Raw genomic sequence first — 22,598 nt, forward strand, 5'->3', positions numbered from 1 at the left:
GAAGAGCCTTCATGGAGAGTGGACTCCCGGGGGAAGGAGATGACCCAAGAGACGACCCGACTTCACTCTTATTCACGGTGGTTGCGACTTGACCCGGAGCGTCCCGCGCGCGCTCATGGCGCCCATGTCCACCGTTACCCTGCTCTGTCTCACCCTCCTCGCCTCCACACCCACGGCCAAGACGCCCGCGAAGCCCGCCACGCCCACGGCCGCGGTGAACGCCGTGCTCGACGACTGGCACAAGGCCGCGTCCCAAGCGGACGAGGCGCGCTACTTCAGCTACTTCACGCCGGACGCTGTCTACATGGGCACGGACGCCACCGAGCGGTGGACGCGCGACGAGTTCCGCGCCTGGGCGAAGCCCTACTTCGCCAAGGGACAGGCGTGGAGCTTCACCGCGGTGTCACGGCACGTGAGCTTCTCGAAGGACGGCTCGGTGGCGTGGTTCGACGAGGCGCTCTCCACGAACAACATGGGCCCGGCGCGAGGCTCGGGCGTGCTCGTGAAGAGCGGGGGCACGTGGAAGATCGCCCACTACAACCTCTCGGTGCCCATCCCCAACGACCTGCTGCCCGAGTTCACGGAGCGCATCGCGGCCCACGCGAAGAAGCAGCAGGCCCAGTAGCCCGCCCGAGCGTCCCTTAGAAGTCGTCGACAGGATCCGGGTAGACTTCCTCTTCGTCTTCCTCTTCCTGGACGCGAGCGCCCCGGCCACGAGGCTGTGGCTCGGGCGCCGACTCGGGCCCCACCACGTACCACTGCCGGCCCTGCTGCACGCGCTTGAGCAAGCCCTCCTGCTCCAGGGCCGCCAGCAGCTTCGCGAAGGACGAGAAGCCGTGGTCGCGCTCGTCGAAGTCCGGCTCCTTGCGGACGATGGCTTCCTTGATGGCCGACGGGTTGAGCGAGCCCGTGGTCCGCGCGAGCAGGCGCTGCACCACCTCCACGACACTCTCCGGCACCTCGGCCTTCTGCGTCTCGGCCTTGCCCTTGGGCGCGTTCGCCTGCTCCTTCCCCTGGCGCTCACCCGCCCCGTGCCCCTTGCCGTGCTTGCGGCCTCGCGAGCCCTCCTCGTGCTCGTGGGCGCGCTTCTCCTTCTCCTTGTCCTTCTCCGCGCGGGTGCGGGGCCGCAGGTAGATGAACTCGTCGCAGGCCTTCACGAAGAGGGGGCTGGTGGCCTCCTTCACCGCGAGCCCGATGAGCTGCCGGCCATTCTCGCGCAGCTTGTACGCGAGCGGGCAGAAGTCGCTGTCGCCCGAGGCGATGGCGAAGGTGTCGATGTGCTCGCGCGCGTAGCACAGCTCCAGCGCGTCGATGACGAGGCGCATGTCCGCCCCGTTCTTCCCCGAGCGCGTCGAGGGCGGCACGTCAATGAGCTCGACGCCGAACTCGTGCAGGTTGCCCTTGGCTTCCTTGAAGCGGGACCAGTCGCAGTAGGCGCGACGGAACACCACCTTGCCCCGCTCGAGCAGGCGATCCATCGCCGGCTGCAGGTCGAAGTTGGCGGCGGTGAACCCGGTGTTCGTCACCAGGTTCTCGAAATCGAGGAACAGCGCGATGCGGTGTTCTTTCTTCGTATCCAAAAATGCTCCGGTAATGCGTGCCGCCTTGGCGGCGGGGAGAGGGAACGCTCGCTCGGAGACCGCTCCGGCGCGCCCCTCACGGGACATACCCTACTCCCAACCGGGACCTTCTCCGTGAACTTCCTGGAGAATCAGCGCCCGAGTGTCTCGCAGAAACGCTCCAGTCTCGCGAGCGCGTCGGGCATGTTGGTGCGGCCCAGCCCCAGGCGGAAGTGGTTGCCCGGGAAGTCATACACGTCCCCTGGCAGCAGCAGCACGCCCTCCTTCTCCACGAGCCGTTGGCAGAACTCCGCCACGGGCAGCGAGCCCAGCAGCTTCGGGAAGGCCACGCTCCCCGCCCTCGGGCGCACCCAGCGGAACGTGTCCGACTGCCGGGCGAAGAAGTCGTCCAGCACCGCCAGGTTGCGGGTCAGGATGTCGCGGCTCCTCGCCAGCACCCGCTCCTTCGCCCTCAAGGCGATGAGGGACAGCACCTCACTCGGCGCCGAGTTGCTGATGGTCGTGTAGTCCTTGTACGCCACGCACCGCGCCAGCAGCGCCGCGTCCCGGCTGGCCAGCCACCCCACCCGCAGCCCCGCGAGGCCGAACGCCTTCGACATCACCCCCAGGCTCAGCCCCCGCTCCGACAGCTCCACCGCCGCGGGCAGCGTGTCACGCGGTTCGTACTCCAGCAGGCGGTACACCTCGTCCACGAACACGTACGCGCCGCGCTCCTCCGCCAGCGCGAACAGCCCCTTCCACGTCTCCGCGTCCGGCAGCGCTCCCGTCGGGTTGTGCGGGAAGTTCGTCACCACCAGCTTCGTGTTCGGCCGCAGCTCGCGCTTCAGCGCCTCCAGGTCCAGCGTCCAGCCGTCCTCCTCGCGCAGCCGCAGCAGCGACACCTCCGCGCCCACCGCCCTCGCCACCTCGTACAGCGACTGGTACCCCGGCCACGTCACCACCACATGGTCTCCGGGTCCCAGCAGCACGTTCATCAGGATGAAGACGGCCTCCTGCGCTCCCGCGAACGTCAGCACCTGCTCTGGCCCCACGCCGCGGTACAGCTTCGCGATCTCCTCACGCAGCGCTGGCAGGCCCGCCGTCTCCGTGTAGCCCAGCGTCAACCGCTCCCACCGCTCGCGCCCATCCGAGTCCGCCAGCGCGAGCACATCGCTCATCCGCCAGCCCTCGATGTCCGAGGAGCACAGCAGGTGCGGCGCGGTGAACTCCCACTTCGCGAAGTAGCGCTCGAGCTTGAAATCCGGAATCCGCATGCCGACTCGCTACCGCGAGCCGAGCCGTATTGCAAAGAAGCTCAGGGGGTGCCCGCATCCGGCGGAGCGGCAGGCACTTCCAACGTGCCCCCCTCATCCGACTGCGTGCCTCCATCCACGGAGGCGGGACGTACCGCACGGATGCGCTGGCGAGCGACGAGTTCGTGGTCAAATGACCGAAGAAAGATATCGGCCTCGACACACTCCGGTCCAAGCCCGGTAATGTGCTCACCGAACAACCTGAAACGCACGGTCGAGCCGTACCAGTAGCCAGGCTCAAGAACGAGGAGATCCTCTGGGCGGGCCAATGGCGCGATGATATCCGCTCTGATGGACGCCACAGCGCCATACGTGCAATCCGAAACGTACTTCATTTCCACATGGATGGTCGGAATGAGCCGTCTGTCCAGGCGGAGTTGGCCTCCTTCGGGGCTGACCAGAACTCGTCCAGAGATGGCCCATCCATCATATTGGATGTCTTGAACTTCCATCACGGTGCGAGGAGGAAGCTGTGCATCCGTGCGCCCTGCGTTCTTGTTGGCCTCACTGCCCGGGGATGGTGGAGATTTCTTCCCGAAGAAGGGGAATCCCGTACAGGCTGCCAGCAGAAGCAGGGAGACAGTTCCAAATCCGAGACGGGTCATTTGCATGACGTCCTCGCGTCGTTCTCGTCAACACATGCACACTCACGGAGGGGCTCTCGCTTAGGTTCATTCCCGGGAACGTTCAGCCCTTGTCCGTGGTCCCAGCCACAAGAATGCGCCAACTCATGCATGACGGCCTTGATGACGCACTCACGCGATGCTGGTTCCTCACACCAGTGGGTCTCCTTGACTGGATAAAAGCGATGGAGTGTCCCGTGCCAGATCGTGAGTGTAAACGCAAGCAGGGGATCGTCAGGACTCTCCCTCTGCGCCTTGCACTCCCTCCGGCTCCATTCGCTGCACGTCACCGTGATGTCGCGGCATTGCCGGCGCACGCAACTCATGAGGAGCTCATCGGTGATCTCGGATGCTTCCTCGAGACACTCCTCGACCGTGGGCAACTCCACCGAAGCGGGGCAGCTCGTCTTCATCGGTGTCCCTGGTGGGCGTGAAGCGAGCGTTGCACACCCGCCCCAGAGAAGAGAGCCAAGAATCAACGTGAGACCCATGGGGGCCACCGGCTCCAGGCGGGACCTACTGCGGAAATCAGCGTTGGTGGCATGGATCTTCTCAAGGGCAACCGCGCCTCCTTCAGTTCGGCGGAACGCTGAAGCCAGCGTCCGGCGAAGGGGCTGGCTCCTCCGGCGAGCCCCCATCCGCCTGCGTGCCCCCATCCATGGACGAGGGACGCACGGCACGGATTCGCTGGTGCGCGACCACATGGCGGTCAAATGACCGAAGAGAGATGTCGGCCTCGACGCACTCCGGCCCAAGCCCGGTGAAGTGCTCGTCGAACAATCCGAAATGCACCGTGGTGCCGTACCAGTAGCCAGGATTGAGAATCAGGAGATTCTCCGAACGCTGCAATGGAGCGAAGACATCTGCATGGATGGACGACACGGACCCATGCTCACATTCCGAGACGCGCGAAACATCCACGTCAATGCTCGGAATGAGCCGTCTGTCCAAGCGCAATGGACCCGTCTCGGGGCTCACCAGGAGCCGGGCCGAGAGCGTCCATCCATCATAATGGATGTCTTGAATCTCCATCACGGTACGAGGAGGAACCTGTACATCCGCGCCCACTGCGTTCTTGTTGCCCTTATGGGCTGAGGACCTCCCGAAGAGGGGGAGCCCCGAACAGGCCACCAACAGGAGCAGGGAAACAGGTCCGAGCTTGCGCCAGTTCACTCGCATGACGTCCTCGCGCCGTTCTCATCAGCACATGCGCATTCGACGGGGGGCTGTCGTTCGGGATCATTCCCGGGAACGTTCTGGCCCTGCCCATGGTCCCAACCACAAGAATGCGCCAGCTCGTGGATGACGGCCTGGATGATGCACCCACGCGATGCCGGTTCTTCGCACCAGTGGGTCTCTGCGACCGGATAGAAGCGATGGAGCGTTCCGCGCCAGTTCGTAACCGTAAACGCGAGCACAGGGTTCCCAAACCTTTGACTTTGCACCGTGCACTTCTGCCGGCTCCACTCGCTGCACGTCACCGTGATGTCGCGGCATTGCCGGCGCACGCAACTCATGAGGAGCTCATCATCAATCCCGGACGCCTCCTCGAGACACTCTTCGACCGTGGGCAGCGCTACTGACGCGGGGCAACTCGTCTTCATCGGTGTCCCTGGCGGGCGTAAAGCGGGCGTTGCACACCCGCCCCAGAGAAGAGAGCCAAAAATCAACGTGAGTCCCATGGGCCACCGGCCCCGGGAACGAGCTGCCGAGGAGGTCAACCGTGGTGGCATGAATCGTCTTGAGGGCAACTCTGCATCCTTCCATCCAGCTGAGTACACCGGATTCGCACTTCGCGAAGTCGCGCTCAAGCTCTAAATCCGGAATCCGCAGGAGGAGGAAGAGAGGCGCCGCGAGAAGCGGTGCCGCGAGGTCTGGTAGACTCTTCTCCATGTCCCAGCACACGGGGATTTTCAGGCTTTCGGACGTGAACGAGCAGACGCGCGTCGTCAGAGCGAAAGATCTGAAACGGGGTCCGTCCCCACTCGGAGCGCATGAGGCCTTCCTCGCTGCCTATGCGCGGCTGAGCAAGCTGGCCCGCCTCTCCCAACGCCCCGCCGTGCTCGTGGCGGCGGTGGACAGCTCCGCTCGCGTGGTGGAGGTGGTGCTCGTCGCATCAGGCCACTCGTTGATCATCGGCCGGCACACCGGCTGTGGGCTCCGGCTCCCATCCGACACCATCTCGCTGCGACAGCTGGCGGTGCACGTGTGGTCCGAGGACCCCGACGCCACGCCAGACCTCCGGCTCTGGGACCTCAACACCGAGCAACCCTTCCTCACCGAGGACGGAGAGCCCAACGCTGCGGTGATCGCCCAGGGGACGCTCTACGCCGCCGTGGGCGAGTACTCGCTCCTCTTCGTGCCCACGTGCGGTGCCTCGGCCCCCTCTTGGCCGGCTCGGGCTGAAGAGGCCTGGAGGCAACTCCCGCCGCGCCACTTCGTCGACCAGCGCACCCCGACTCGGTCCCGCTTCCAGCATTCCAAGCGCCCGCTGCGGCCGGACGGCCAGGAGTACCACACACGCATTACCCGCCTGGGCCCGCTGCTGATGCTCGGTGAGGACGAGCAGCCCGAGGACGCCTGGGCCTCGCTGCGACTGGAGGGCGAGCAGAAGTCGGAAGAGCACCACATCTCGCTCGCCCGCCTGGAGCAAGGTGTGCTGCTGGGCCGCTACGAGCGCTGCGGAATCACACTGGCGGATCTCGACCCCATCTCACGCGTACACCTGCTCCTCGTCCGAATGGGCGCGGACATCCTGGCCATCGACACCGCTAGCACCAACGGCACGTGGCGTGGCCACACCAAAATCCAGACAACCCCGCTGGGCGATACGGACTCGCTCACCTTGGGCGAGGTCCTCCAGCTTCGCTGGCGCCGCCTGTCACGGCTCGCCTTGAGCAAGGATTAAACTGTACCGGGTCCGCGTGACTCATCGGGCGAAGAGCAACACCAGCGCCACCAGAACCAGCAGCACCGCGCCCACCACCAGAACCACCTTCGCCACCGATACCGGCGCATCGCCCAGCACCACGCCCGCGTCCTGGCCATGCACCACCACCCGGTACAGCTTGTCCCGGTAACGATAGGCCAACACATACGCCGGCAGCGCGTAGCGCTTCGTCTCCAGGCTGGAGAGCATCACCGCCACGTGCACGTTGCGCCGGCGCTTGCCTGGAATGTGCTCGCGCTCCACCTGCTCGCGCGCCTCTGCTTCCACTGCCGCCAGGATCTGCCGCCGCGCCCCCGAGCGCGTCACGTCGAAGCGCTCCACCTGCGCGTCCTCTGGCCCTCGTGGCGCGCGCTCCTGGCTCTCCAGGGCGTACGCGTCCGCCAGCCGCTCGCACTCGCGCTCCGTGAGCCCTCGCGACGCGGACACGAGGATGTTTTCGAACATCATGTCCGCCTGCCCCGCGTGCGGCGCCCAGGCTGAACGGCCACTCCCCGCGTCCGAGTCCGCCGCCCAGCTCACCCGCGCTCCCGCGCTGAACCCCCACGCCGGCCACCACATCGGTCGCAGGGACTCCAGCGCCGCCGCTGTCGCCAGGTTCGACGGCCGGAAGAAGCGCTTCTCCGACAGGAAGCGCCCCAGCGCCTCGCGCGCCACCGTCGGCTCCACCGTGAAGGGCAGGAAGACCTCTGCCTGCTCCAGCGGATCCGCCGTCGTCTCCACGTGCATCACCGACGCGCAGAACGCGCACCGCGGCGCCTTCACCTCCGCCGAGTACTCCAGCGAGGCCCCGCACGTGTCGCACCGCACCACCTTCGCCTGCACCTTCGCCGGCACCAGGCCGCTCGTCCGGAGCGCATCCGCCGCCAGTCCGCAGATGGGGCAGCGCAGGTCCCCCACCTCCAGCGCGCTCCCGCACCGCTCGCACCCCACCACCGTCACCGCCGTCATGACCGGCCCCCCTGGCTCATCAGCAGGTACACCAGCAGCCCCAGCGCCGCCACGAGCAGCACCGTCAGCAACACCTTCACCCACGAGATGGGCGCCTTCCCATACACCTCGCCCGACTGCCCGTTCACCACCACCCGCAGCGGCGGCTGGTCCGGGGCGTAGCGCGCCGCCAGCACCCAGACCGGTACCAGGCACACGTCCAGCGACTCCAACCCCAGATGCGTGTCGTGCTTCAGGCTCCGGTGCGAGTCCCCCGGCATGAAGGCCTCCAGCCGCCGGCCTACCCGCGCCAACGCCTCCTCGCGCGCCAGCTTCAGGCACTCGTCCCTCGACAGCGACGGCTCCTCCGCCACCCACCCCGCCACCAGCGCCGGCTCGTAGCGCGCCAGCACCCGCAAATCGAAGGGCTCCAGCGCCTCCATCTCCACGTTGGTCAGCCCGCGCGAGGCCGTCACCAGCACGTCCGGTACGTACTCGTCGAGCTCGCCGCGCAGCGGGCGCCACTCCGTCTTCGTCACCGTGCGCGTCTTCGTGACGGTCTTCCCGTTCTCCGTCGTCGTGTACGTCTCCGTCTCGGTGTAGTTCTCTCCGATGGAGGCGCTGTACCGGGACGAGGCCAGTGCGCTGTAGAGGTACGCCGGCACGTACACGCCCCGCACCTCCTGCAGCGACGCCTTCTTGAGTCCCGAGTGGCTCCACGGGTTGCGCGTGCGCAGCCAGCTCTTCACCCGCTCACCCGCGGCCTGGTGCGTCAGCGAAAAGCCCAGCGTGAAGGTAGGTGCCGGCCGATCCACGCTCGGTGGCCGCTCCACCACCGAGGGCGCCGCGCAGTAAGGACATACAGTGGTACGCAAATCTTCCGCTACGACCAGCTCCGCACCACATGATTGGCACCGTAAGTTCATCTCCAGGCTGCTCCGTGCGTGCGTGGGCCCATCCCTTTAACATCGCATTCCGCTCAACATTCGAGCCGAATTGCGGTACATTCACCCACCCTTGCTCAGATTCAACTCCATCAACCCCCAGGACGGAATGGCTCTGTCCTTCAACACCCGATTCGTGGCCCCAGGCGGCGAGCCCGCGCCTGCCACGGTCGACGGCGGTCTGTGGCCGCTGCTGGTGGTGAAGTTCGGCCGGACCGGCACCTTGTCTGACCTGGACGCGTACCTGGAAGAGCGCCGGATCTGGCTGGAGCGCAGGGAGCCGCACGTCTGCATCATCGACGCGCGAGAGGTGCACATGCCGTCGACCCAGCTGCGCCAGCGCTACATCGACTGGCTGAGCGCACACGAGGCGCTGCTGCGCCAGTGGACGCTGGGGACGGCGTACATCATCCAGTCCCCCGCGGTGCGGATGATGATGAGCGTCATCCGCCACTTCGCGCCCCTCACCACGCCGTTCGTCGTCACCGCCTCGTTGCAGCCCGCGGCGGTGTGGGCCGCCGAGCGGCTCCACGAGGCGGGGTTCGCCTGCGCCGCCACGCGCATCCGCGCCTGCTACGCCGTCCCGTCCAGCTGAGCCGAGGGCTCCAGCGAGAGCGCCTCCGAGACGCGGTGCGCCAGCGGGTCATTGCCATCCGGGAAGTTGGCCTCGGACGCGCGGGAGAGGAAGTCCTCGTCCTCCCAGGTCCACACGAGCGATTCACCGAGCTCTGGGTACATGGGCCCTACCTCCGCACCAACGGACAGCCGAGGGACAAGGTCGGCCTCTGGCGCCCCAGGTGACAGGTGCCCTGGAGTCCAGGGTCTCTGTCCGGAAAGAGATAGGAGCGCCCCTCCCTCTTCACTGTTGCCTCTCTGATGGACGGAAGGAAGAGTGGAGCCCTGTTCCTCCCTCCCCCCGGAGCTCCCGCCATGCCGCATTCGTCCCCCCCCGTCATCGGCATCATCGGAGGCAGCGGCCTCTACCAAATCGACGGCCTCCAGGACGTCTCCTGGCGCAAGGTGTCCTCGCCCTATGGCGAGCCCTCGGACGAGCTGTGCTTCGGCACGCTCGAGGGCACGCAGGTGGTGTTCCTCCCCCGCCATGGCCGGGGGCACCGGATTTCACCCTCCGACCTCAACTTCCGCGCCAACATCGACGCGCTCAAGCGGGCGGGCGTGACGGACGTCCTCTCCGTGTCCGCGGTGGGCAGCCTGCGCGAGGACCTGCCGCCGGGCACCTTCGTGGTGGTGGACCAGTTCATCGACCGCACCTTCGCGCGCACCAAGAGCTTCTTCGGCACGGGCTGCGTGGCCCACGTGTCCATGGCCAAGCCCGTGTGCTCGCGGCTGGGCGATGCGCTGATGAGCAGCTGCCAGGGGCTCGACATTTCCGCCAAGCGCGGCGGCACCTACCTCGTCATGGAGGGGCCCCAGTTCTCCTCGCTCGCCGAGAGCGAGCTGTACCGGAGCTGGGGGTGCAGCGTGATTGGCATGACGAACATGCCCGAGGCCAAGCTCGCCCGAGAGGCGGAGCTCTGCTACGCGACGGTGGCGATGGTGACGGACTTCGACTGCTGGCATCCGGGCCACGACGCCGTCACCGTGGACCAGGTCGTCTCCGTGCTGATGGCCAATGCGGGCAAGGCCCGAGCGCTGGTGAAGAGCGTGGTGCCGCTGCTGGCCAAGCACGCGGGCCCCTGCCACCAGGGCTGCCAGACGGCGCTCGACCATGCCCTCATGACGGCACCGGAAGTGAGAGACCCCGCCGTCCTCCAGAAGCTGGACGCGGTCGCCGGCCGAGTCCTCAAGCGCTAGCCGCCTCCCCCGCTGTGCACCCAAACCTCCCTCTCCCTCTGGGAGAGGGTCGGGGTGAGGGTATAGGTCCTCTCGTGTTCCCCATCCCGCACACCCCCTCGCGAGGAGCCCCATGAAGGTCCACGGAAAGCCGATGCGCAGCATCTGGGTCGAGCCAGACGGCTGGTCGGTCGGCATCATCGATCAGACGCGCCTACCGCACGCCTTCGTGACGCTGCGGCTCACGACGCTGGACGAGGCGGCCCACGCCATCCGCTCCATGCAAGTACGAGGGGCGCCGCTCATCGGGGCGGTCGCGGCCTACGGCGTGTGCCTGGCGCTGCGAGGGGACGCCTCCGACGTGGCGCTCGAGCGGGCGTGCACCCACTTGCAGGCCACACGGCCCACGGCGGTGAACCTGCGCTGGGCGCTCGACGAGATGCGCCAGGCCCTGCGCCCGCTGTCCCCGTCCGAGCGGCTCACGGCGGCCTACCTACGCGCCGCGGCCCTGAGTGACGAGGACGTGGCCATCAACCGGGCCATTGGGGAGCACGGGCTGGGGCTCATCGAGTCGGTGTGGGCGCGCAAGGGCCGCCAGGGCCGGGTGAACGTGCTGACGCACTGCAACGCGGGCTGGCTGGCCACGGTGGACTGGGGCACGGCGCTCGCGCCCCTCTACCTGGCCCATGACAAGGGCATTCCCCTCCACGTCTGGGTGGACGAGACGCGTCCGCGCAACCAGGGCGCGGGCCTGACGGCGTGGGAGCTGGGACAGCACGGCGTGCCGCACACGGTCATCGCGGACAACGTGGGAGGCCACCTCATGCAGCACGGCGAGGTGGACCTGTGCATCGTGGGCACGGACCGCACCACGGCCCGAGGCGACGTGGCGAACAAGATTGGCACGTACCTCAAGGCGCTGGCGGCGAAGGACAACGGGGTGCCCTTCTACGTGGCGCTGCCCTCGCCCACCATCGACTGGACGCTGGAGGACGGGGTGCGTGACATCCCCATCGAGCAGCGGGATGGACGCGAGCTCACGGACATCAGCGGGCGGCTGCCCTCGGGCGAGGTGGTGACGGTGAGGGTGACACCGGAGGGGAGCCCGGTGGCCAACTACGGCTTCGACGTGACGCCGGCGCGGCTGGTGACGGCGCTCGTCACGGAGCGCGGGGTGTGCGAGGCCTCCACCGAGGGACTGCTGTCGCTCTTCCCCGAGCGGCGGCCCGTGCGTGGGACGGGAACGTGAGCGGGCCGGGGCACCTCGCGCAGCGAGAGGCGATGATCGCCACGGCGCGGAAGATGAACGCATCGGGGCTGAACCAGGGCACCAGTGGCAACCTGAGCCAGCGCGTGGAGGGAGGCTTCCTGCTCACGCCCACGGGGATGGACTACGACACGCTGGTGCCGGAGGACATCGTCCTGATGCGCTTCGATGGGAGCCACGAGGGCCGGCGTGAGCCGTCGTCCGAGTGGCGCATCCACCGGGACATCCTGGCCTCACGGCCCGAGGTGGGGGCAGTGCTGCACGCGCACTCGATGTTCTGCACGACGCTCGCGTGCGTGCGCCGGCCGATTCCGGCCTTCCACTACATGGTGACGCGGGCGGGGGGCGAGGACATCCGGTGCGCGCCGTACGCCACATTCGGCACGGAGGAGCTGTCGCGCTACGCAGTGGAGGCGCTGGAGGGGCGCAAGGCGTGCCTGCTGGCGAACCACGGGATGCTCACCCTGGGCGCGGACCTGGCGGGCGCCTACAAGCTGGCGGTGGAGGTGGAGACGCTGGCGGCCATGTACTGGCGCGCGCTCCAGGTGGGCGAGCCCGTGCTGCTGGATAAGGCCGAGATGGCCCGGGTGCTCGAGAAGTTCAAGACGTATGGCCAACAGCCGGAGCCCAGGGATTGACGAACGGGAGGACCCGCCTCGCCAAGCCTGCGTCCGCGCACGATCCGGCTTAAGATTCCCGCATGGACGACCCGCGAGAACTCCTACGGAAGGCCTTCCCGAGCTACGGGCCAGATTGGGATGCGGCGATTGACGCCGGCGTGGACGTAGCCCTGCTCGAGGAGAACCTCCGCCTCACGCCGACCGAGCGGCTCGAACAGCTCCAGCGCATGACCGAGCTGTACGAAGCCCTGCGCCCCAAGGACACCGACGACGATGCAGCAGACCCCTGAGCTCCTCCGTCTGCTCCTCGATGCAAAGGTGGAGTTCGTTCTCATAGGGGGCGTCGCCGCCATTGCTCACGGCTCGGCCACCTTCACGGTGGACTGTGACATCGCAGCACCGTTCTCCGAAGAAAACCTCGCACGGTTGCTCGCCGTGCTCGCACCGCATCATCCCCGCTACGCGCTCGCCATTCCCAAGCGACCCGTTACAGAGTCCCCCGCCGAGCTCGCGAAGAATCGCAATCTCTACCTGCTGACCGACCTGGGACGCCTCGACCTGCTCTCCGAGGTTCCACCCGTCGGGAGCTATGCGGAGGTCGCATCTAGAGCGGTCACTCTGGAGGTCTACGGACGTCCATGCCGAATCATCAGCTTGGACGACCTCATCGCCGTCAAGCGCCACCTGGGACGGGACAAGGACCGTCTCGTCGAGCGCGAACTGCTGGCTCTTCGTAACCGGAAGAAGAGTACCGAGCATTGAGACTCTGGTCAGGCTCAACACATACCCTCACCCCGACCCTCTCCCAGAGGGAGAGGGAGGGGGCATCCATGTCAGACCCTTCCGTTAATGTCTGTTCATCACGACGCATCAGGGAGGCACTTCATGGACGTACCCAGAGAGTCACCTCACGTCTCGGTGAACAAGCTGGGGCGCTATCTCACGGCCACGCCTGCGCTGCGCAAGCGCCTCATCGACAACCAGAAGCACCCGCCTGACCCACAGTACCTGCGCTACCCCGAGGCCTCTCAGGCCATCACCGACTTCCTGTGCCACGGTCAGGACGAGGCCCTCCTGCGCCAGCACCAACACCGGCTCGCCACCACCGTGTTCGCGAATGAGTTCGATGCGCACCGCGCCCAGCTGTGCATCGAGGCCATCGAGCACTACCGCCAGCTCCACCCGCGTCTGGGTCTGCACGGCGTGGTGGCCAGCGAAGTCGGCCATGAGCCGCCTGCCCTGGAGATCGCCGGCGTCTCCATCCGCGTCTGGCCCCAGATGGTGCTGCAGACCGTCGACCGTCATGGCAACAACAAGGTCGGGGTGATGAAGCTGTATTTCTCCAAGCACCACCCGCTGGACGAGCGCTCCGGGCAGTACATCGCCACGCTGCTGCAGGCCTTCACGGAGCAGCACCTGTCGCTCCTGGGGCCGGTGGAGCCAAAGCTGGTGCGCGTGGTGGATGTGTTCGCTGGACGCGAGTACCAGCCGCCCAGAGCCCGCACGCGCCGTCTGTGTGACGTCCAACGGGCGTGCGAGGAGATCGCCGCCCGCTGGCCCGTGCAGTAACGGACGCTCGGCCCTGCCCACCGGGTGACGCGTTGCCGGGGGGTTCCCTTGTCGGAAGGGGGTGGCGTCGTTAAGACTTCATGTCCTGCACGACGGGAGGGGCGACGGCCTTGCTGGACGCACTGTGGGAAAGGCGGGCACTGCTCGTCTCCGGGAAGGGAGGCGTTGGCAAGACAACCCTGGCGGCGGCGCTCGCAAGGGCGGCTGTCGCCGCGGGCCGCAAGGTGCTGCTCGCCGAGGTGGAGGTGGCCCCCGAGGACAAGGACGTCCCCTCGCCGCTGGCCTCGCTGGTAGGCACGCGCGCCTCGGGCTCCCATGTCACCGAGGTGTCTCCGGGCCTCTCCTTCGTCCGCTTGTCTCCCCTCGAGGGCCAGCGCCTCTTCCTTCAGGATGTGCTGCCCATGCGGATGATGGCCGACGCCGCCATGCGCACCCGCGCCCTGCGCCGCTTCCTCGAGGCGGCCCCCGCGCTCCGGGAGATGGGCATCCTCTACCAGATGCTCCACTTCATCCGCCGCACGCGGCCGGATGGCAGTCCGCTCTACCCGCTGTGCATCCTGGACTTGCCGGCCACCGGCCACGCGCTCGCCATCGCCGCGCTCCCGGACACGCTGCTGTCCGTCATGCCCGTGGGGCCCATTGGCCGCGCGGTGCGCGAGGGGCTGACGCTGCTGAGGGACCCGCGTCTCACGGGTGCCCTGCTCGTCACCCTGCCGGAGCCGCTGCCGGTGAGTGAGACGCTGGAGCTGTCCACCGCCATCCAGCGCCACCGCATCCCCATCGCCGCGGGCGTGCTCAACCGCATGCCAGACAATCCCTTCTCACCGGATGGCCGGGCCGCCGTGGAGCGGCTGCTGGACACCCATGGGCCGCACCTGGGACAGCGCGCGCTGGGACGGTTGGACCGGGCCCGTGACGCGCAGGCTCGGCTGGCGGGCAACCTCCCGGCCCCGCTCCTCACCATTCCCGAGTTGCCTGTCACGGGGACGGAGTTGGTGGAGCGGATTGCCACGCACCTCGCTCGTCCCCCTTCTGCTTCCCCTGAAGCGCCCTCGCCCGGGCGCGCCGGAGCCCAGTCATGAGCAACCTCCAGTCGCTGCTGCGGGACAAGCGCGTCCTCGTGCTGTGCGGCGCGGGCGGCGTGGGAAAGACGACGACGGCAGCGGCACTGGGCGTGGCCGCGGCGCGCGCGGGTCGCAAGGTGCTGGTGCTCACCATTGACCCGGCGCGGCGGCTCGCCGAGGCCATGGGCCTGTCCGAGGGCGGCCCGGAGCCCACCGCCATTCCCCCCGAGCGCCTCTACGAAGGCCGAGCGCCCGGCCCGGGCCAGCTCGACGTGTGGATGTTGGACCCGCGCGTCGTCTTCGAGCGCTTCGTGCGGCGGCTGTCCCCCACGCCCGAGGCGGCACGCACCATCCTGGAGAACCGCCTCTACCGCTTCCTGTCGGACCTGGTGGCGGGCATGCAGGAGTACGCCGCGGCCGAGGCCTTGGACAACTTCCTGGACGAGGGCCGCTATGAGCTCATCGTCCTCGACACGCCACCGAGCCGCCACGCGCTGGACTTCCTGGAGGCGCCGGGACGGCTGGCGCGCTTCCTGGATGATCGCATCGTCTCGCTCTTCCTGCCGGAGGAGAAGGGCCGCGGGGGCCGGCTGTGGCGCAAGACGTCACAGCTGCTCGGCAACGTGCTGGGGAGCATCTTCGGCGAGGGCTTCACCCAGGAGATGAGGACCTTCCTGGGTGCCTTCAGCGGGCTGTTCGCGGGCATCCGGCTGCGTGCGGATCGGCTGCGCTCGCGGCTGTCCTCGCCGGACGCGGCATTCCTGCTGGTGACGTCGCCAGAGGCGGCCTCGCTGGACGAGGCGGCCTTCTTCCGGGACATGCTCCGCGAGCGGGGGCTGCCCTTCGCGGGCTATGTGCTCAACCGGAGCTGGGCGCGCGAGGACGGGCTGTCGTCCCCCGAGGCGCTGCTGCGGCACGTGGAGGATGACCACACGGCGCGCCACGGGGTGGAGGCGCTCATCCGCCTGGCCGACCAGGAGCGCGCTCGCGCCGAGGCCCACCGGGGGATGCTCGCGCGGCTCGCGGAGAAGCTGCCCGCGGGCGCCGTGGCCGTGGCCGCTCCCGAAGCGGGTGGCGAGCTCGAGGACTTCGGCGGCCTGGTGCGCCTGGGCGAAGCGCTCGCGCCCTCGTGAGCGCGGCGTCAGCCACCGGGCAGTCCAGGTGTCCGGTGGCTGCCATCCGGTGAGGGGAGCCATGCCCTCGGGCAGACAGGAGGGTGCGTCTCACCCACCCGGGCCCTTGGAGGGAGCCGGGCCCGTGCCGAGCCTTGGGCACTACTTCCGACCGAAGGAGGTCTCACCCATGGCCCAGAAACACACCGAGGACAGCCGGTCCAATGGCATTCCCAATGGCATGCCCAACGCGGGGGAGCGCGAGCGCGAGCGCCGTGCCGCGGAGGCCCCGCCGGGCTCTCGCGAGCGCTCCGAGTCCGACGTCACCGGCTGGAGCACCGAGCGGGACGAGCCCCCCGAGGTGCGCCAGGGTCGCTTCCACCGCGCCGCCCAGCTGCGCATGGCCCAGCCACGGACGGAGGAAGGGGGCCCGCCGCCCCAGGACGACACGCGCGACGACGTGGGCCCCCAGCGGCGTCACCGGTTGTTCGGCCGGAGCCGCTCCGCCGAGCGCCCGGCTCACTCCGCATCCCAGGGCCCCTATGGCCGGGATGATCGCGCGGTGGATAACGCCGCCGGGCTAGGCACAGGGCCGCTGATGGGCGAGCAGGACCGGTACCACTCGCTGGACGCCGACAAACCGCACCGGGAGTACCGCCCGTGGGAGCGCACCGGCAGCGGGCCTCAACGGTTCGTCGACGAGGAGCGGGGTGTGCGGGGTGGAGAGCGCGTGCCCCGCGAGACGCGCGGCGGCTACGAGCAGCGGTTGCACGAGGAGCGCGAGTGGGAGGATCGCCCGGGGCAGCGGGGAGGCACGGGTGAGGTGTACTCGGGGTTGGTGGGCATGGGCCAGCCGGTGACCTCGCGCGACGAGACGCAGCGCCGGGGCCGCTGGAAGCGCGAGCCGCTGACGGCCCGGGAAATCATGACGCGCCACGTGAAGGGCGTGCACCTGGACAGCAGCCTGCGCGAGGTGGCGCGCGTCATGAAGGAAGAGGACTGCGGCATCGTCCCGGTGGTGGACGAGCGCGAGCGGCTGCGTGGCGTGCTCACGGACAGAGATCTGGTCATCCGCACCCTGGCCGAGGGGCGGCCACCGGACAACATGGTCGCCCGAGACATCATGACGGACGACGTGGAGGCGGTGACGCCGGACGAGGACATCCACAGCATCATCGCGCTGATGGGTCGCCGCCAGGTGCGCCGCGTGCCAGTGGTGGAGCGGGATGATCGGCTGGCGGGCATCATCTCGATGGCGGACATCGCCACGCGCGCCGACTACGACGAGGAGTTGCAGGAGGCGTTGGATCGCATCTCGGCAAGGCGCTCGTTCTGGAGCCGGCTCTACTAATCCCTTCAGCCTGAGAACCTGTGCTGACAACCGCGGCGATTTCCCCTCTCCCGCTGGGAGAGGGACGGGGTGAGGGTATCGAGTGAACCCGGGTTGAACCCCCTGTCCACACTCGGGGGCCAGGGGTTGAAGAACGGGCTCGGTTACCCTCACCCCCCGCCCTCTCCCAGCGGGAGAGGGGGCCGTCGGCTCAGGCTGGCGCGGTGGCCGGTGCCTCCGAACGCCGCGCATTGCCCTGGGACAGCTCCAGGCCCAGCACTCTCGGGTCGAAGTAAGCGTAGAAACGCGCGATGCGGTCGCCATCCCACTCGACGATGGAGACCCCCTCGTAGTCCACCGCCGCGCCGTTGTGCGCGGTGCCGTTGGACTCCCACTCCAGGGCCACGCGGTCACCCGCTTCGATCATGTTGCGGAAGGTGGACTTCACCTGGCGCAGCATGCCTTTGTACTCGCGCCAGAACTGACGCGCGCCGTCCTTCCCGTGGAAGGTGCGGTGAGAGGCCACGTTGCTCACCTGAGCGTCATCACCGAAGAGCTCCACGAGCGGCTCCAGGTCGCCGCTCTCCTCCAACTTCGCCAGTGCGTCCACGAAACGCTGTGCTCGCTCCATCGCCATGGGGTCCTCTCTCCGTCTCCGCGAGGGTCTTTATGAGTCGGAGGGTGCGCACGGGCTTCACGCGGTGCCTCTCCTACCGGCTGGCTGGCTGGCCGCCGACCGGAAGTGTCGGGCATCGCCCGCGAGGCGAAGAGCAGACAGCCAGGGGTGTCTCCCCGCCCGGGTTCCGCACTAGGCTCGGGGGCTGCCATGGAACGCCTCCAGCAAGTTCCGCCTGCCGCCCATGAGGGCATCGAGTCGGTCCCCTCTCTGCCGACCGTGGCGTTGCAGCCCGTGCCCGTGCCCGTGCGCGAGCGGCTGAGCCTGCTGCTCAGTCCCGGGGTGACGACCGAGGAAGTGGACGCATTCCTGGCAAGCCTCGCGGAGCCCTTCCTGCCGGGCGAGTCCCCCCGCGAGCGAGCGGACCTGATGTTGGACGTCCTGGAGGAGACCCGGCTGTGCGAGCTGACGGGGAGGGATGGGCGCCGGGTGGGGCTCGCGGCGCTGGAGACGCTGCTGCAGCTCGGCCACCCCTACGCCTTCGAGGTGACACCCGAGATGCTGGCTCGGGCTCGCGGCACCGAGGAGAACCCGCTCTCCGCTCGCCTCCTCACGGGGTTGGGACTCACGGCGCTCAACGTCCTGCTGCCCGTGATGGTGCTCCTCCAGGATTTTCTCACCTGGCTCGGGACCTCGAGCGACTCCGGTCTCGAGGGCCTTCCCCCTGAGGAAGTCATCTCCGGACCGGCGAAGAGCTTGCCCCTCATCGTGTTGATGCTGCTCGGACCGCCGATGCTTGCGCTGCTGAGCCGAGACTCGAAGCACCGCAGCCTCCCGTTCCTCGCCACCGCGCTGCAGGTGATGGTGGGGCTGACGTGTCTGTACTTGTCACTGATGAATCTGCCCGAGGGCTTCTGGATGTACAGCGTGGAGCGGCTCGTGGCGCTCGTCCCCGGAATCCTCTCGCTGGTCATCGCCTTCTGCCTGCACCCGAGCAGCGAGGACCCAGCTCCCTGAAAAAACGAAGGACCGCGCCCGGGAGACGGACGCGGTCCTCGCGGATCCCCCCATCTGGGAAAGGAGGGGAGCCGTGCCGAAGAGCGTGAATCAGCTGAGCACGTTGAGTGCGCGCTGGTAGTAGGCCTCGCGGCTGGCGAGCCCGTTGTAGCCACCGTTGATGCGGCGGGTGACCTCGCGGAAGTTGCCCGCGTCCGCGTAGCTGTTGAGGTTGCGGCTGTTCCAGAACCAGGCGGCGGTGCGGAAGCCCACGTCCGGGTCGGCGGCACGCTTGGGGTTGTTCTCCAAGTCGATGCCCAGCGCCTGGCCCGCGGCGCGGTAGTTGGCGCGGCCGGTGAGCTGGATGGGACCGCGGCCCTTGAAGCGCACGCCGTCGCCCGGCTGCGTGTTGCCCAGGTCCCTGCGGCCCTCGTAGGCGGCGCCGGAGGCAATCTCCTCCATGTAGCGGAACTCCCCGCTCTCGTGCGCGAGCTGCGCGAGGAAGGCGGCCTGGCGCTTGGGGGTGTTGATGCCGGCCTCGGCCATGGCCCTGTTGAGGTGGGGCAGGTACTGCTCGGCCTTGGCCTGCGACAGGTTGGGCATGATCTGCCGCAGCTGCGCGAGCGACACGCCGCCCTTGGTGCCACCGGGCTCGGTCGGGCCCACGACGGGGCCGGGGCCGGAGGAGCCGCTGGCCTTGGCGCCGAGCTTCTCGAAGGCCGCGCGCGTCTTGGCACCATACACACCGTCGGCCGAGAGGCCGTGCGCGCGCTGGAACTCCTTGAGGGCCGACTCGGTCCTGGGCCCGAAGGTGCCGGGGCCGGTGTTCATCTCGGCCTGGGTCATGTGGCCCGCCTTCACCAGGGCCGCCTGGAGCTTCTTCACCGCCTCGCCGCTCTCACCGCGACGGAGGGTCTCGGTCGGCACGCTCACGCCCTTGAGGGAGCCACCGCCCGACGGGGGGTTGGAGACCACCGGAGCGCCGCCGCCGGTAGGCGCCGTGCCCGGACGGGGGTTGCCGCCGGAGAACGTCACCAGCTCGCCGGTGCTCTTGTAGCCCTTGGGGCCGCCCACGAGCCGGTTGCCCTGGAGCTTGAGGGCGATCTCCTCGCCGGTGGCCGGGTCGTTGGCGTAGTAGGTGTCGCCCTTGCGGTGCGTGACCGTCACCCAGTGGTCGGTGCCGTTGCTGCCACCGTTGGAGCCGGCCTTGTAATCCACGCCGATGACGACGGGGCGGCCGGCGTCGATCTGCTGGTTGATGGTGCCCATGCTCCAGCCGGGCTTGCCCGCGCCGAGCCCCGCCATCTTGGCGGCCTGATTCCAATTGATGGCGTTCCCCGAGTAGCCACCGTTCTTGTCCAGGTACGCGTCCAGCTCGCCCGGGTTGATGACCTTGCCGGAGATTTTGCTGATGGCCATGGCGGTGGACGTCATGGCGCAGCCCGCGGCGGAGATGCTGCTGCCCGAGCCCAGGGCGCGACCGCCCCACTGCGCATCGCCCTGGCGGAACTTGGGGGTGCCGTCGGCGGAGACGTTGAACGTGCGGCCGTCGTCATCGCGCACGGGACCGCGAGCGCCACCCGTCCCACCGGAGCCACCCGTAGGGGGCTTGGAGTCGAAGCCGTCGGAGGGGTTGCCCGGGTTGGGCTTGGAGGTGGAGCCACCGGCGCCGGGGATGGTCAGCTTCTGCCCGACGAAGATGCGGTCGGGGTTGCGGATGTTGTTGGCCTTGGCGAGCGAGCTCACGCTGGTGCCGAAGCGCTTGGCGATCTCCCCGAGGGTGTCCCCGGAGCGCACGGTGTAGCTCTTGGAGGACGAGCCGCTGGGCTTGGTGCTCGAGCCGCCGGGGACGTTGAGCTTCTGGCCGACCTGGATGTGGTCCGGGTCCTTGATGTTGTTGCTCTTGGCGAGCGCGTCCACCGAGGTACGGAACTTCTTGGCGAGCTCAGACAGCGTGTCGCCACGACGAACGGAATAGGTGCTCACGGTGGGGGGCTCCGGGAGAGGGGGGGCGTGAAGCTCTGGACCCATTCTCGCAACGGATGAGAAATGGTTGCGTGGGGCCCCCCAAAAAAACGGCCCATTCCGCTTTCAGTGCGTGAAAGAGCCCGGAAACACAGCGGCAGACGCACACAGAGAGCGGGGTGCACCCGGTGAGTTCTCAAACCTCCTGGTCGAACACACAGGCCCAGCGCGTGCTGTCGTGAAGCGGCTCGCACTTCTCGCCCGGCCCGCAGGTGCCCGGCGAGTCCGGATGACAAGCGCGCACGCAACGTCGCGAGCGGCAGAAGGAGCCCTCCGGGCAGGAAACGCCGTTGTTCGAGCACGGGGCCTCGCACCGCATCCAAACCGTTCCCGCCCTGTCCGGCAGGGTGCGCGTCTCACAGAAGTGCGCCTCGGGGCAGGGAGACTGCTGACAGTTCGTTCCATGAACCACGGCGCAGACCGAAGCTCCCTCACTGAAGCGGATACAGGCCTGACCCAGAGGACAGCCTCGCGCCTCGCACGAGGGAAGGCAGGAGGGGCCATCGGGCCCGCCCTCACGCGGACAGAAGAACCCCTCGGGGCAGCTCCCCGGCACCTCTGGCTGACAGGGCCGCCCACACCACCCCTTGCAGAACAATCCCGGAGCACAGGCGCTCGCGTGCGTTCCCGACAGCAGCTCGCAGCCCTCGCCTTCCTGTCGGTTTCCCTCTAGCGCGCACCGATTCAGGAACTCGCCGCCCCAGGTACTCATGGCCCTGCAAGCGAACCCCTCCCCACATTGGGAATCCGTCACACACTCACTGTCGGCGCAGTAGAGCCCCTGCACCTTCTTGTCGAAGACGCAGGCGAGAGGAGACTCACAGTCGTTGCTTCGTCGGCAAGGCTGCCGCCAGGTTGAGAGCTGGCGGCGATGCTCCCATGAGAGCATCGGCACGGCCTTTTCCCGCGTGGAGGAAAAGCGCGTGAGCGACACGAGCCAGTTGCTGACGATGAGCGCCATGAGCGGCGCAGACAGCAGCAGCCCCGCCAGGGCCGCGACCAGGACCCGCCCTCTCACCCGTCTTCCTCCAGGACCAGTGACCCGAGAGGATAAGCTCACTCCGAGCGATCCGTACGCGAAGTGGCAGAACATCTGGGCGACACCGCGTAAGAAGATTGTACGGCAAACAGTGAGGCGGCAGTCCACCGGCCTACGACGGCTCAACGCACAGGCAGCTCGCGGATGTCGACCTCGTCCAGTTCCAGGCGCCGTACGGCGTCCACGAAGCGCTCAGTGGCGATGAGAATCGTTTCGAAGTCGCTCAACCGGAACAGGTCGGTGTGCGCCGGGAGCGATGCTGCATCGAGAATGGGGTCGTCCGGGAAGCCGAAATCGTTCAGGCCACACGTGCGGCACGGTGGCGGGCGACCCGGCACGCAGTCTGGATGCAGTCGGCCGTGGGGCAGAACCTCCAGCTCCAACAGCTCCGGGTGTTGCTTCTGTCGGAAGCGCAGCTCCGTGCGGAAACCACGCAGGCCTCGCACGCCCTCTGCCTGTAACTGCTCAAACGCCGCACGATGTATCAGCTTCGTCCAGAGCGAGTGGAAGAAGAGCGAGCTGAAGCTTCCGGTGGCGGTGCCCATCAGCGGACCGAAAGCGGTGCCAGGAAGCAGCTCATGCGCAGGAGGGACGAGTGGCCGCACCTGCTCACGCAGCCGTACGAACTCATCGAATGACACCACCCGACGATCCTCGTATTCGCCGCGCGCAGGGAAGGAGGAGAGGTCCACACTCGGGTACGCAGTGAATCCCCCGAATGCGGTGAGCTTGCATTCAGGACACCGAAGCCCGGGCAGGCGCCACTGGCGCATGAGGGTGACTTCGCCCGTGTACCGAGACTGCCTTGGCTCTCGGAGCTCGTAGAACTTCGTCATCTCGTCGCCTCACC

At 68.0% G+C, this 22,598-nt stretch carries 23 protein-coding genes; 13 read left to right on the top strand and 10 right to left on the bottom strand.

Going from position 1 to position 22,598, the window contains the following annotated elements; all coding sequences use genetic code 11:
• The first annotated feature begins 124 nt into the window (after window positions 1–124).
• Window positions 125–625, top strand: a complete 501-nt coding sequence (locus F0U60_RS52160) for a nuclear transport factor 2 family protein (protein WP_395825839.1) — start codon at window positions 125–127, stop codon at window positions 623–625.
• A gap of 16 nt (window positions 626–641) precedes the next feature.
• Here F0U60_RS52160 and F0U60_RS52165 read toward each other — a convergent pair whose 3' ends face one another.
• From F0U60_RS52165 to F0U60_RS52180, 4 genes are all read right to left on the bottom strand, one after another.
• Complete coding sequence (locus tag F0U60_RS52165; protein WP_395812004.1) at window positions 642–1,580, bottom strand: NYN domain-containing protein; 939 nt, start codon at window positions 1,578–1,580, stop codon at window positions 642–644.
• A gap of 131 nt (window positions 1,581–1,711) precedes the next feature.
• Window positions 1,712–2,833 carry an aminotransferase class I/II-fold pyridoxal phosphate-dependent enzyme gene (locus F0U60_RS52170; protein WP_395812005.1) on the bottom strand — a complete coding sequence of 374 codons (1,122 nt, stop codon included), beginning with the start codon at window positions 2,831–2,833 and terminating at the stop codon, window positions 1,712–1,714.
• Between the two features lie 41 nt (window positions 2,834–2,874).
• Window positions 2,875–3,483, bottom strand: a complete 609-nt coding sequence (locus F0U60_RS52175; protein WP_395812006.1) for a hypothetical protein — start codon at window positions 3,481–3,483, stop codon at window positions 2,875–2,877.
• A 585-nt stretch (window positions 3,484–4,068) separates the two neighbouring features.
• Entirely contained in the window at window positions 4,069–4,674 is a 606-nt protein-coding gene (locus tag F0U60_RS52180) for a hypothetical protein (protein WP_395812007.1), read from the bottom strand.
• 712 nt (window positions 4,675–5,386) lie between these two features.
• Here F0U60_RS52180 and F0U60_RS52185 point away from each other — a divergent pair.
• Window positions 5,387–6,403, top strand: coding sequence for an FHA domain-containing protein (locus tag F0U60_RS52185; RefSeq protein WP_395812008.1), 1,017 nt, complete (start codon window positions 5,387–5,389; stop codon window positions 6,401–6,403).
• 21 nt (window positions 6,404–6,424) lie between these two features.
• On the opposite strand, the gene F0U60_RS52190 is transcribed toward F0U60_RS52185, so the two are convergent.
• Both F0U60_RS52190 and F0U60_RS52195 read right to left on the bottom strand, forming a co-directional pair.
• Window positions 6,425–7,393 (bottom strand): zinc ribbon domain-containing protein, encoded by a 969-nt coding sequence (locus F0U60_RS52190; protein WP_395812009.1) that lies wholly within the window; start codon window positions 7,391–7,393, stop codon window positions 6,425–6,427.
• Window positions 7,390–8,247 carry a hypothetical protein gene (locus tag F0U60_RS52195; RefSeq protein ID WP_395812010.1) on the bottom strand — a complete coding sequence of 286 codons (858 nt, stop codon included), beginning with the start codon at window positions 8,245–8,247 and terminating at the stop codon, window positions 7,390–7,392. The genes F0U60_RS52190 and F0U60_RS52195 overlap by 4 nt, the downstream gene beginning before the upstream one ends.
• A 178-nt stretch (window positions 8,248–8,425) precedes the next feature.
• On the opposite strand from F0U60_RS52195, the gene F0U60_RS52200 reads away from it, so the two are divergent.
• On the top strand, window positions 8,426–8,911 hold the full coding sequence (locus F0U60_RS52200; protein ID WP_395812011.1) for a hypothetical protein: 486 nt from the start codon (window positions 8,426–8,428) through the stop codon (window positions 8,909–8,911).
• Here F0U60_RS52200 and F0U60_RS52205 read toward each other — a convergent pair.
• The gene (locus F0U60_RS52205; protein WP_395812012.1) at window positions 8,890–9,054 is read right to left on the bottom strand and encodes a hypothetical protein; all 165 of its coding nucleotides are present in this window, start codon (window positions 9,052–9,054) and stop codon (window positions 8,890–8,892) included. The two genes, F0U60_RS52200 and F0U60_RS52205, sit on opposite strands and share 22 nt — an antisense overlap.
• 192 nt (window positions 9,055–9,246) lie before the next feature.
• Here F0U60_RS52205 and F0U60_RS52210 point away from each other — a divergent pair, with 192 nt between their 5' ends.
• From F0U60_RS52210 to F0U60_RS52250, 9 genes are all read left to right on the top strand, one after another.
• On the top strand, window positions 9,247–10,131 hold the full coding sequence (locus F0U60_RS52210; RefSeq protein ID WP_395812013.1) for an S-methyl-5'-thioadenosine phosphorylase: 885 nt from the start codon (window positions 9,247–9,249) through the stop codon (window positions 10,129–10,131).
• A gap of 112 nt (window positions 10,132–10,243) precedes the next feature.
• Window positions 10,244–11,359 (top strand): S-methyl-5-thioribose-1-phosphate isomerase, encoded by a 1,116-nt coding sequence (gene mtnA / locus F0U60_RS52215; protein ID WP_395812014.1) that lies wholly within the window; start codon window positions 10,244–10,246, stop codon window positions 11,357–11,359.
• Complete coding sequence (locus tag F0U60_RS52220) at window positions 11,356–12,015, top strand: class II aldolase/adducin family protein (protein ID WP_395812015.1); 660 nt, start codon at window positions 11,356–11,358, stop codon at window positions 12,013–12,015. Before mtnA ends, F0U60_RS52220 begins: the two co-directional genes overlap by 4 nt.
• Before the next feature lie 62 nt (window positions 12,016–12,077).
• On the top strand, window positions 12,078–12,287 hold the full coding sequence (locus F0U60_RS52225) for a hypothetical protein (protein ID WP_395812016.1): 210 nt from the start codon (window positions 12,078–12,080) through the stop codon (window positions 12,285–12,287).
• Window positions 12,271–12,759 carry a hypothetical protein gene (locus tag F0U60_RS52230; RefSeq protein ID WP_395812017.1) on the top strand — a complete coding sequence of 163 codons (489 nt, stop codon included), beginning with the start codon at window positions 12,271–12,273 and terminating at the stop codon, window positions 12,757–12,759. The genes F0U60_RS52225 and F0U60_RS52230 overlap by 17 nt, the downstream gene beginning before the upstream one ends.
• Window positions 12,760–12,882: 123 nt before the next feature.
• The gene (locus tag F0U60_RS52235; RefSeq protein ID WP_395812018.1) at window positions 12,883–13,566 is read left to right on the top strand and encodes a hypothetical protein; all 684 of its coding nucleotides are present in this window, start codon (window positions 12,883–12,885) and stop codon (window positions 13,564–13,566) included.
• Window positions 13,567–13,646: 80 nt separating this feature from the next.
• On the top strand, window positions 13,647–14,648 hold the full coding sequence (locus F0U60_RS52240) for an ArsA family ATPase (protein ID WP_395812019.1): 1,002 nt from the start codon (window positions 13,647–13,649) through the stop codon (window positions 14,646–14,648).
• Window positions 14,645–15,763 (top strand): ArsA family ATPase, encoded by a 1,119-nt coding sequence (locus F0U60_RS52245; protein ID WP_395812020.1) that lies wholly within the window; start codon window positions 14,645–14,647, stop codon window positions 15,761–15,763. Before F0U60_RS52240 ends, F0U60_RS52245 begins: the two co-directional genes overlap by 4 nt.
• Before the next feature lie 169 nt (window positions 15,764–15,932).
• Entirely contained in the window at window positions 15,933–17,093 is a 1,161-nt protein-coding gene (locus F0U60_RS52250) for a CBS domain-containing protein (protein ID WP_395812021.1), read from the top strand.
• Window positions 17,094–17,283: 190 nt separating this feature from the next.
• Here the strand turns inward: F0U60_RS52250 and F0U60_RS52255 are convergent, their stop codons facing one another.
• Window positions 17,284–17,709 (bottom strand): nuclear transport factor 2 family protein, encoded by a 426-nt coding sequence (locus F0U60_RS52255; RefSeq protein WP_395812022.1) that lies wholly within the window; start codon window positions 17,707–17,709, stop codon window positions 17,284–17,286.
• Between the two features lie 189 nt (window positions 17,710–17,898).
• On the opposite strand from F0U60_RS52255, the gene F0U60_RS52260 reads away from it, so the two are divergent.
• Window positions 17,899–18,705: a hypothetical protein gene (locus tag F0U60_RS52260; RefSeq protein WP_395812023.1), complete on the top strand. Its 807-nt coding sequence runs from the start codon at window positions 17,899–17,901 to the stop codon at window positions 18,703–18,705.
• Between the two features lie 90 nt (window positions 18,706–18,795).
• Here the strand turns inward: F0U60_RS52260 and F0U60_RS52265 are convergent, their stop codons facing one another.
• The gene (locus F0U60_RS52265) at window positions 18,796–20,670 is read right to left on the bottom strand and encodes a LysM peptidoglycan-binding domain-containing protein (protein WP_395812024.1); all 1,875 of its coding nucleotides are present in this window, start codon (window positions 20,668–20,670) and stop codon (window positions 18,796–18,798) included.
• Window positions 20,671–21,870: 1,200 nt separating this feature from the next.
• Window positions 21,871–22,584, bottom strand: a complete 714-nt coding sequence (locus tag F0U60_RS52270; RefSeq protein WP_395812025.1) for a double-CXXCG motif protein — start codon at window positions 22,582–22,584, stop codon at window positions 21,871–21,873.
• Window positions 22,585–22,598: the final 14 nt, after the last annotated feature.

It is taken from the genome of Archangium minus (genome assembly GCF_044360475.1).
GTDB classification, from domain to species: Bacteria; Myxococcota; Myxococcia; order Myxococcales; family Myxococcaceae; genus Archangium; species Archangium minus.

Excerpts from the sequence above, each read along its gene's own strand:
- F0U60_RS52160 (WP_395825839.1), top strand. The coding sequence starts at position 125 with ATGTCCACCGTTACCCTGCTCTGTCTCACCCTCCTCGCCTCCACACCC.
- F0U60_RS52170 (WP_395812005.1), bottom strand. The coding sequence starts at position 2,833 with ATGCGGATTCCGGATTTCAAGCTCGAGCGCTACTTCGCGAAGTGGGAG.
- F0U60_RS52175 (WP_395812006.1), bottom strand. The coding sequence starts at position 3,483 with ATGCAAATGACCCGTCTCGGATTTGGAACTGTCTCCCTGCTTCTGCTG.
- F0U60_RS52180 (WP_395812007.1), bottom strand. The coding sequence starts at position 4,674 with ATGCGAGTGAACTGGCGCAAGCTCGGACCTGTTTCCCTGCTCCTGTTG.
- F0U60_RS52185 (WP_395812008.1), top strand. The coding sequence starts at position 5,387 with ATGTCCCAGCACACGGGGATTTTCAGGCTTTCGGACGTGAACGAGCAG.
- F0U60_RS52190 (WP_395812009.1), bottom strand. The coding sequence starts at position 7,393 with ATGACGGCGGTGACGGTGGTGGGGTGCGAGCGGTGCGGGAGCGCGCTG.
- F0U60_RS52200 (WP_395812011.1), top strand. The coding sequence starts at position 8,426 with ATGGCTCTGTCCTTCAACACCCGATTCGTGGCCCCAGGCGGCGAGCCC.
- F0U60_RS52205 (WP_395812012.1), bottom strand. The coding sequence starts at position 9,054 with ATGTACCCAGAGCTCGGTGAATCGCTCGTGTGGACCTGGGAGGACGAG.
- F0U60_RS52210 (WP_395812013.1), top strand. The coding sequence starts at position 9,247 with ATGCCGCATTCGTCCCCCCCCGTCATCGGCATCATCGGAGGCAGCGGC.
- mtnA (WP_395812014.1), top strand. The coding sequence starts at position 10,244 with ATGAAGGTCCACGGAAAGCCGATGCGCAGCATCTGGGTCGAGCCAGAC.
- F0U60_RS52225 (WP_395812016.1), top strand. The coding sequence starts at position 12,078 with ATGGACGACCCGCGAGAACTCCTACGGAAGGCCTTCCCGAGCTACGGG.
- F0U60_RS52230 (WP_395812017.1), top strand. The coding sequence starts at position 12,271 with ATGCAGCAGACCCCTGAGCTCCTCCGTCTGCTCCTCGATGCAAAGGTG.
- F0U60_RS52235 (WP_395812018.1), top strand. The coding sequence starts at position 12,883 with ATGGACGTACCCAGAGAGTCACCTCACGTCTCGGTGAACAAGCTGGGG.
- F0U60_RS52240 (WP_395812019.1), top strand. The coding sequence starts at position 13,647 with ATGTCCTGCACGACGGGAGGGGCGACGGCCTTGCTGGACGCACTGTGG.
- F0U60_RS52245 (WP_395812020.1), top strand. The coding sequence starts at position 14,645 with ATGAGCAACCTCCAGTCGCTGCTGCGGGACAAGCGCGTCCTCGTGCTG.
- F0U60_RS52250 (WP_395812021.1), top strand. The coding sequence starts at position 15,933 with ATGGCCCAGAAACACACCGAGGACAGCCGGTCCAATGGCATTCCCAAT.
- F0U60_RS52255 (WP_395812022.1), bottom strand. The coding sequence starts at position 17,709 with ATGGCGATGGAGCGAGCACAGCGTTTCGTGGACGCACTGGCGAAGTTG.
- F0U60_RS52260 (WP_395812023.1), top strand. The coding sequence starts at position 17,899 with ATGGAACGCCTCCAGCAAGTTCCGCCTGCCGCCCATGAGGGCATCGAG.
- F0U60_RS52270 (WP_395812025.1), bottom strand. The coding sequence starts at position 22,584 with ATGACGAAGTTCTACGAGCTCCGAGAGCCAAGGCAGTCTCGGTACACG.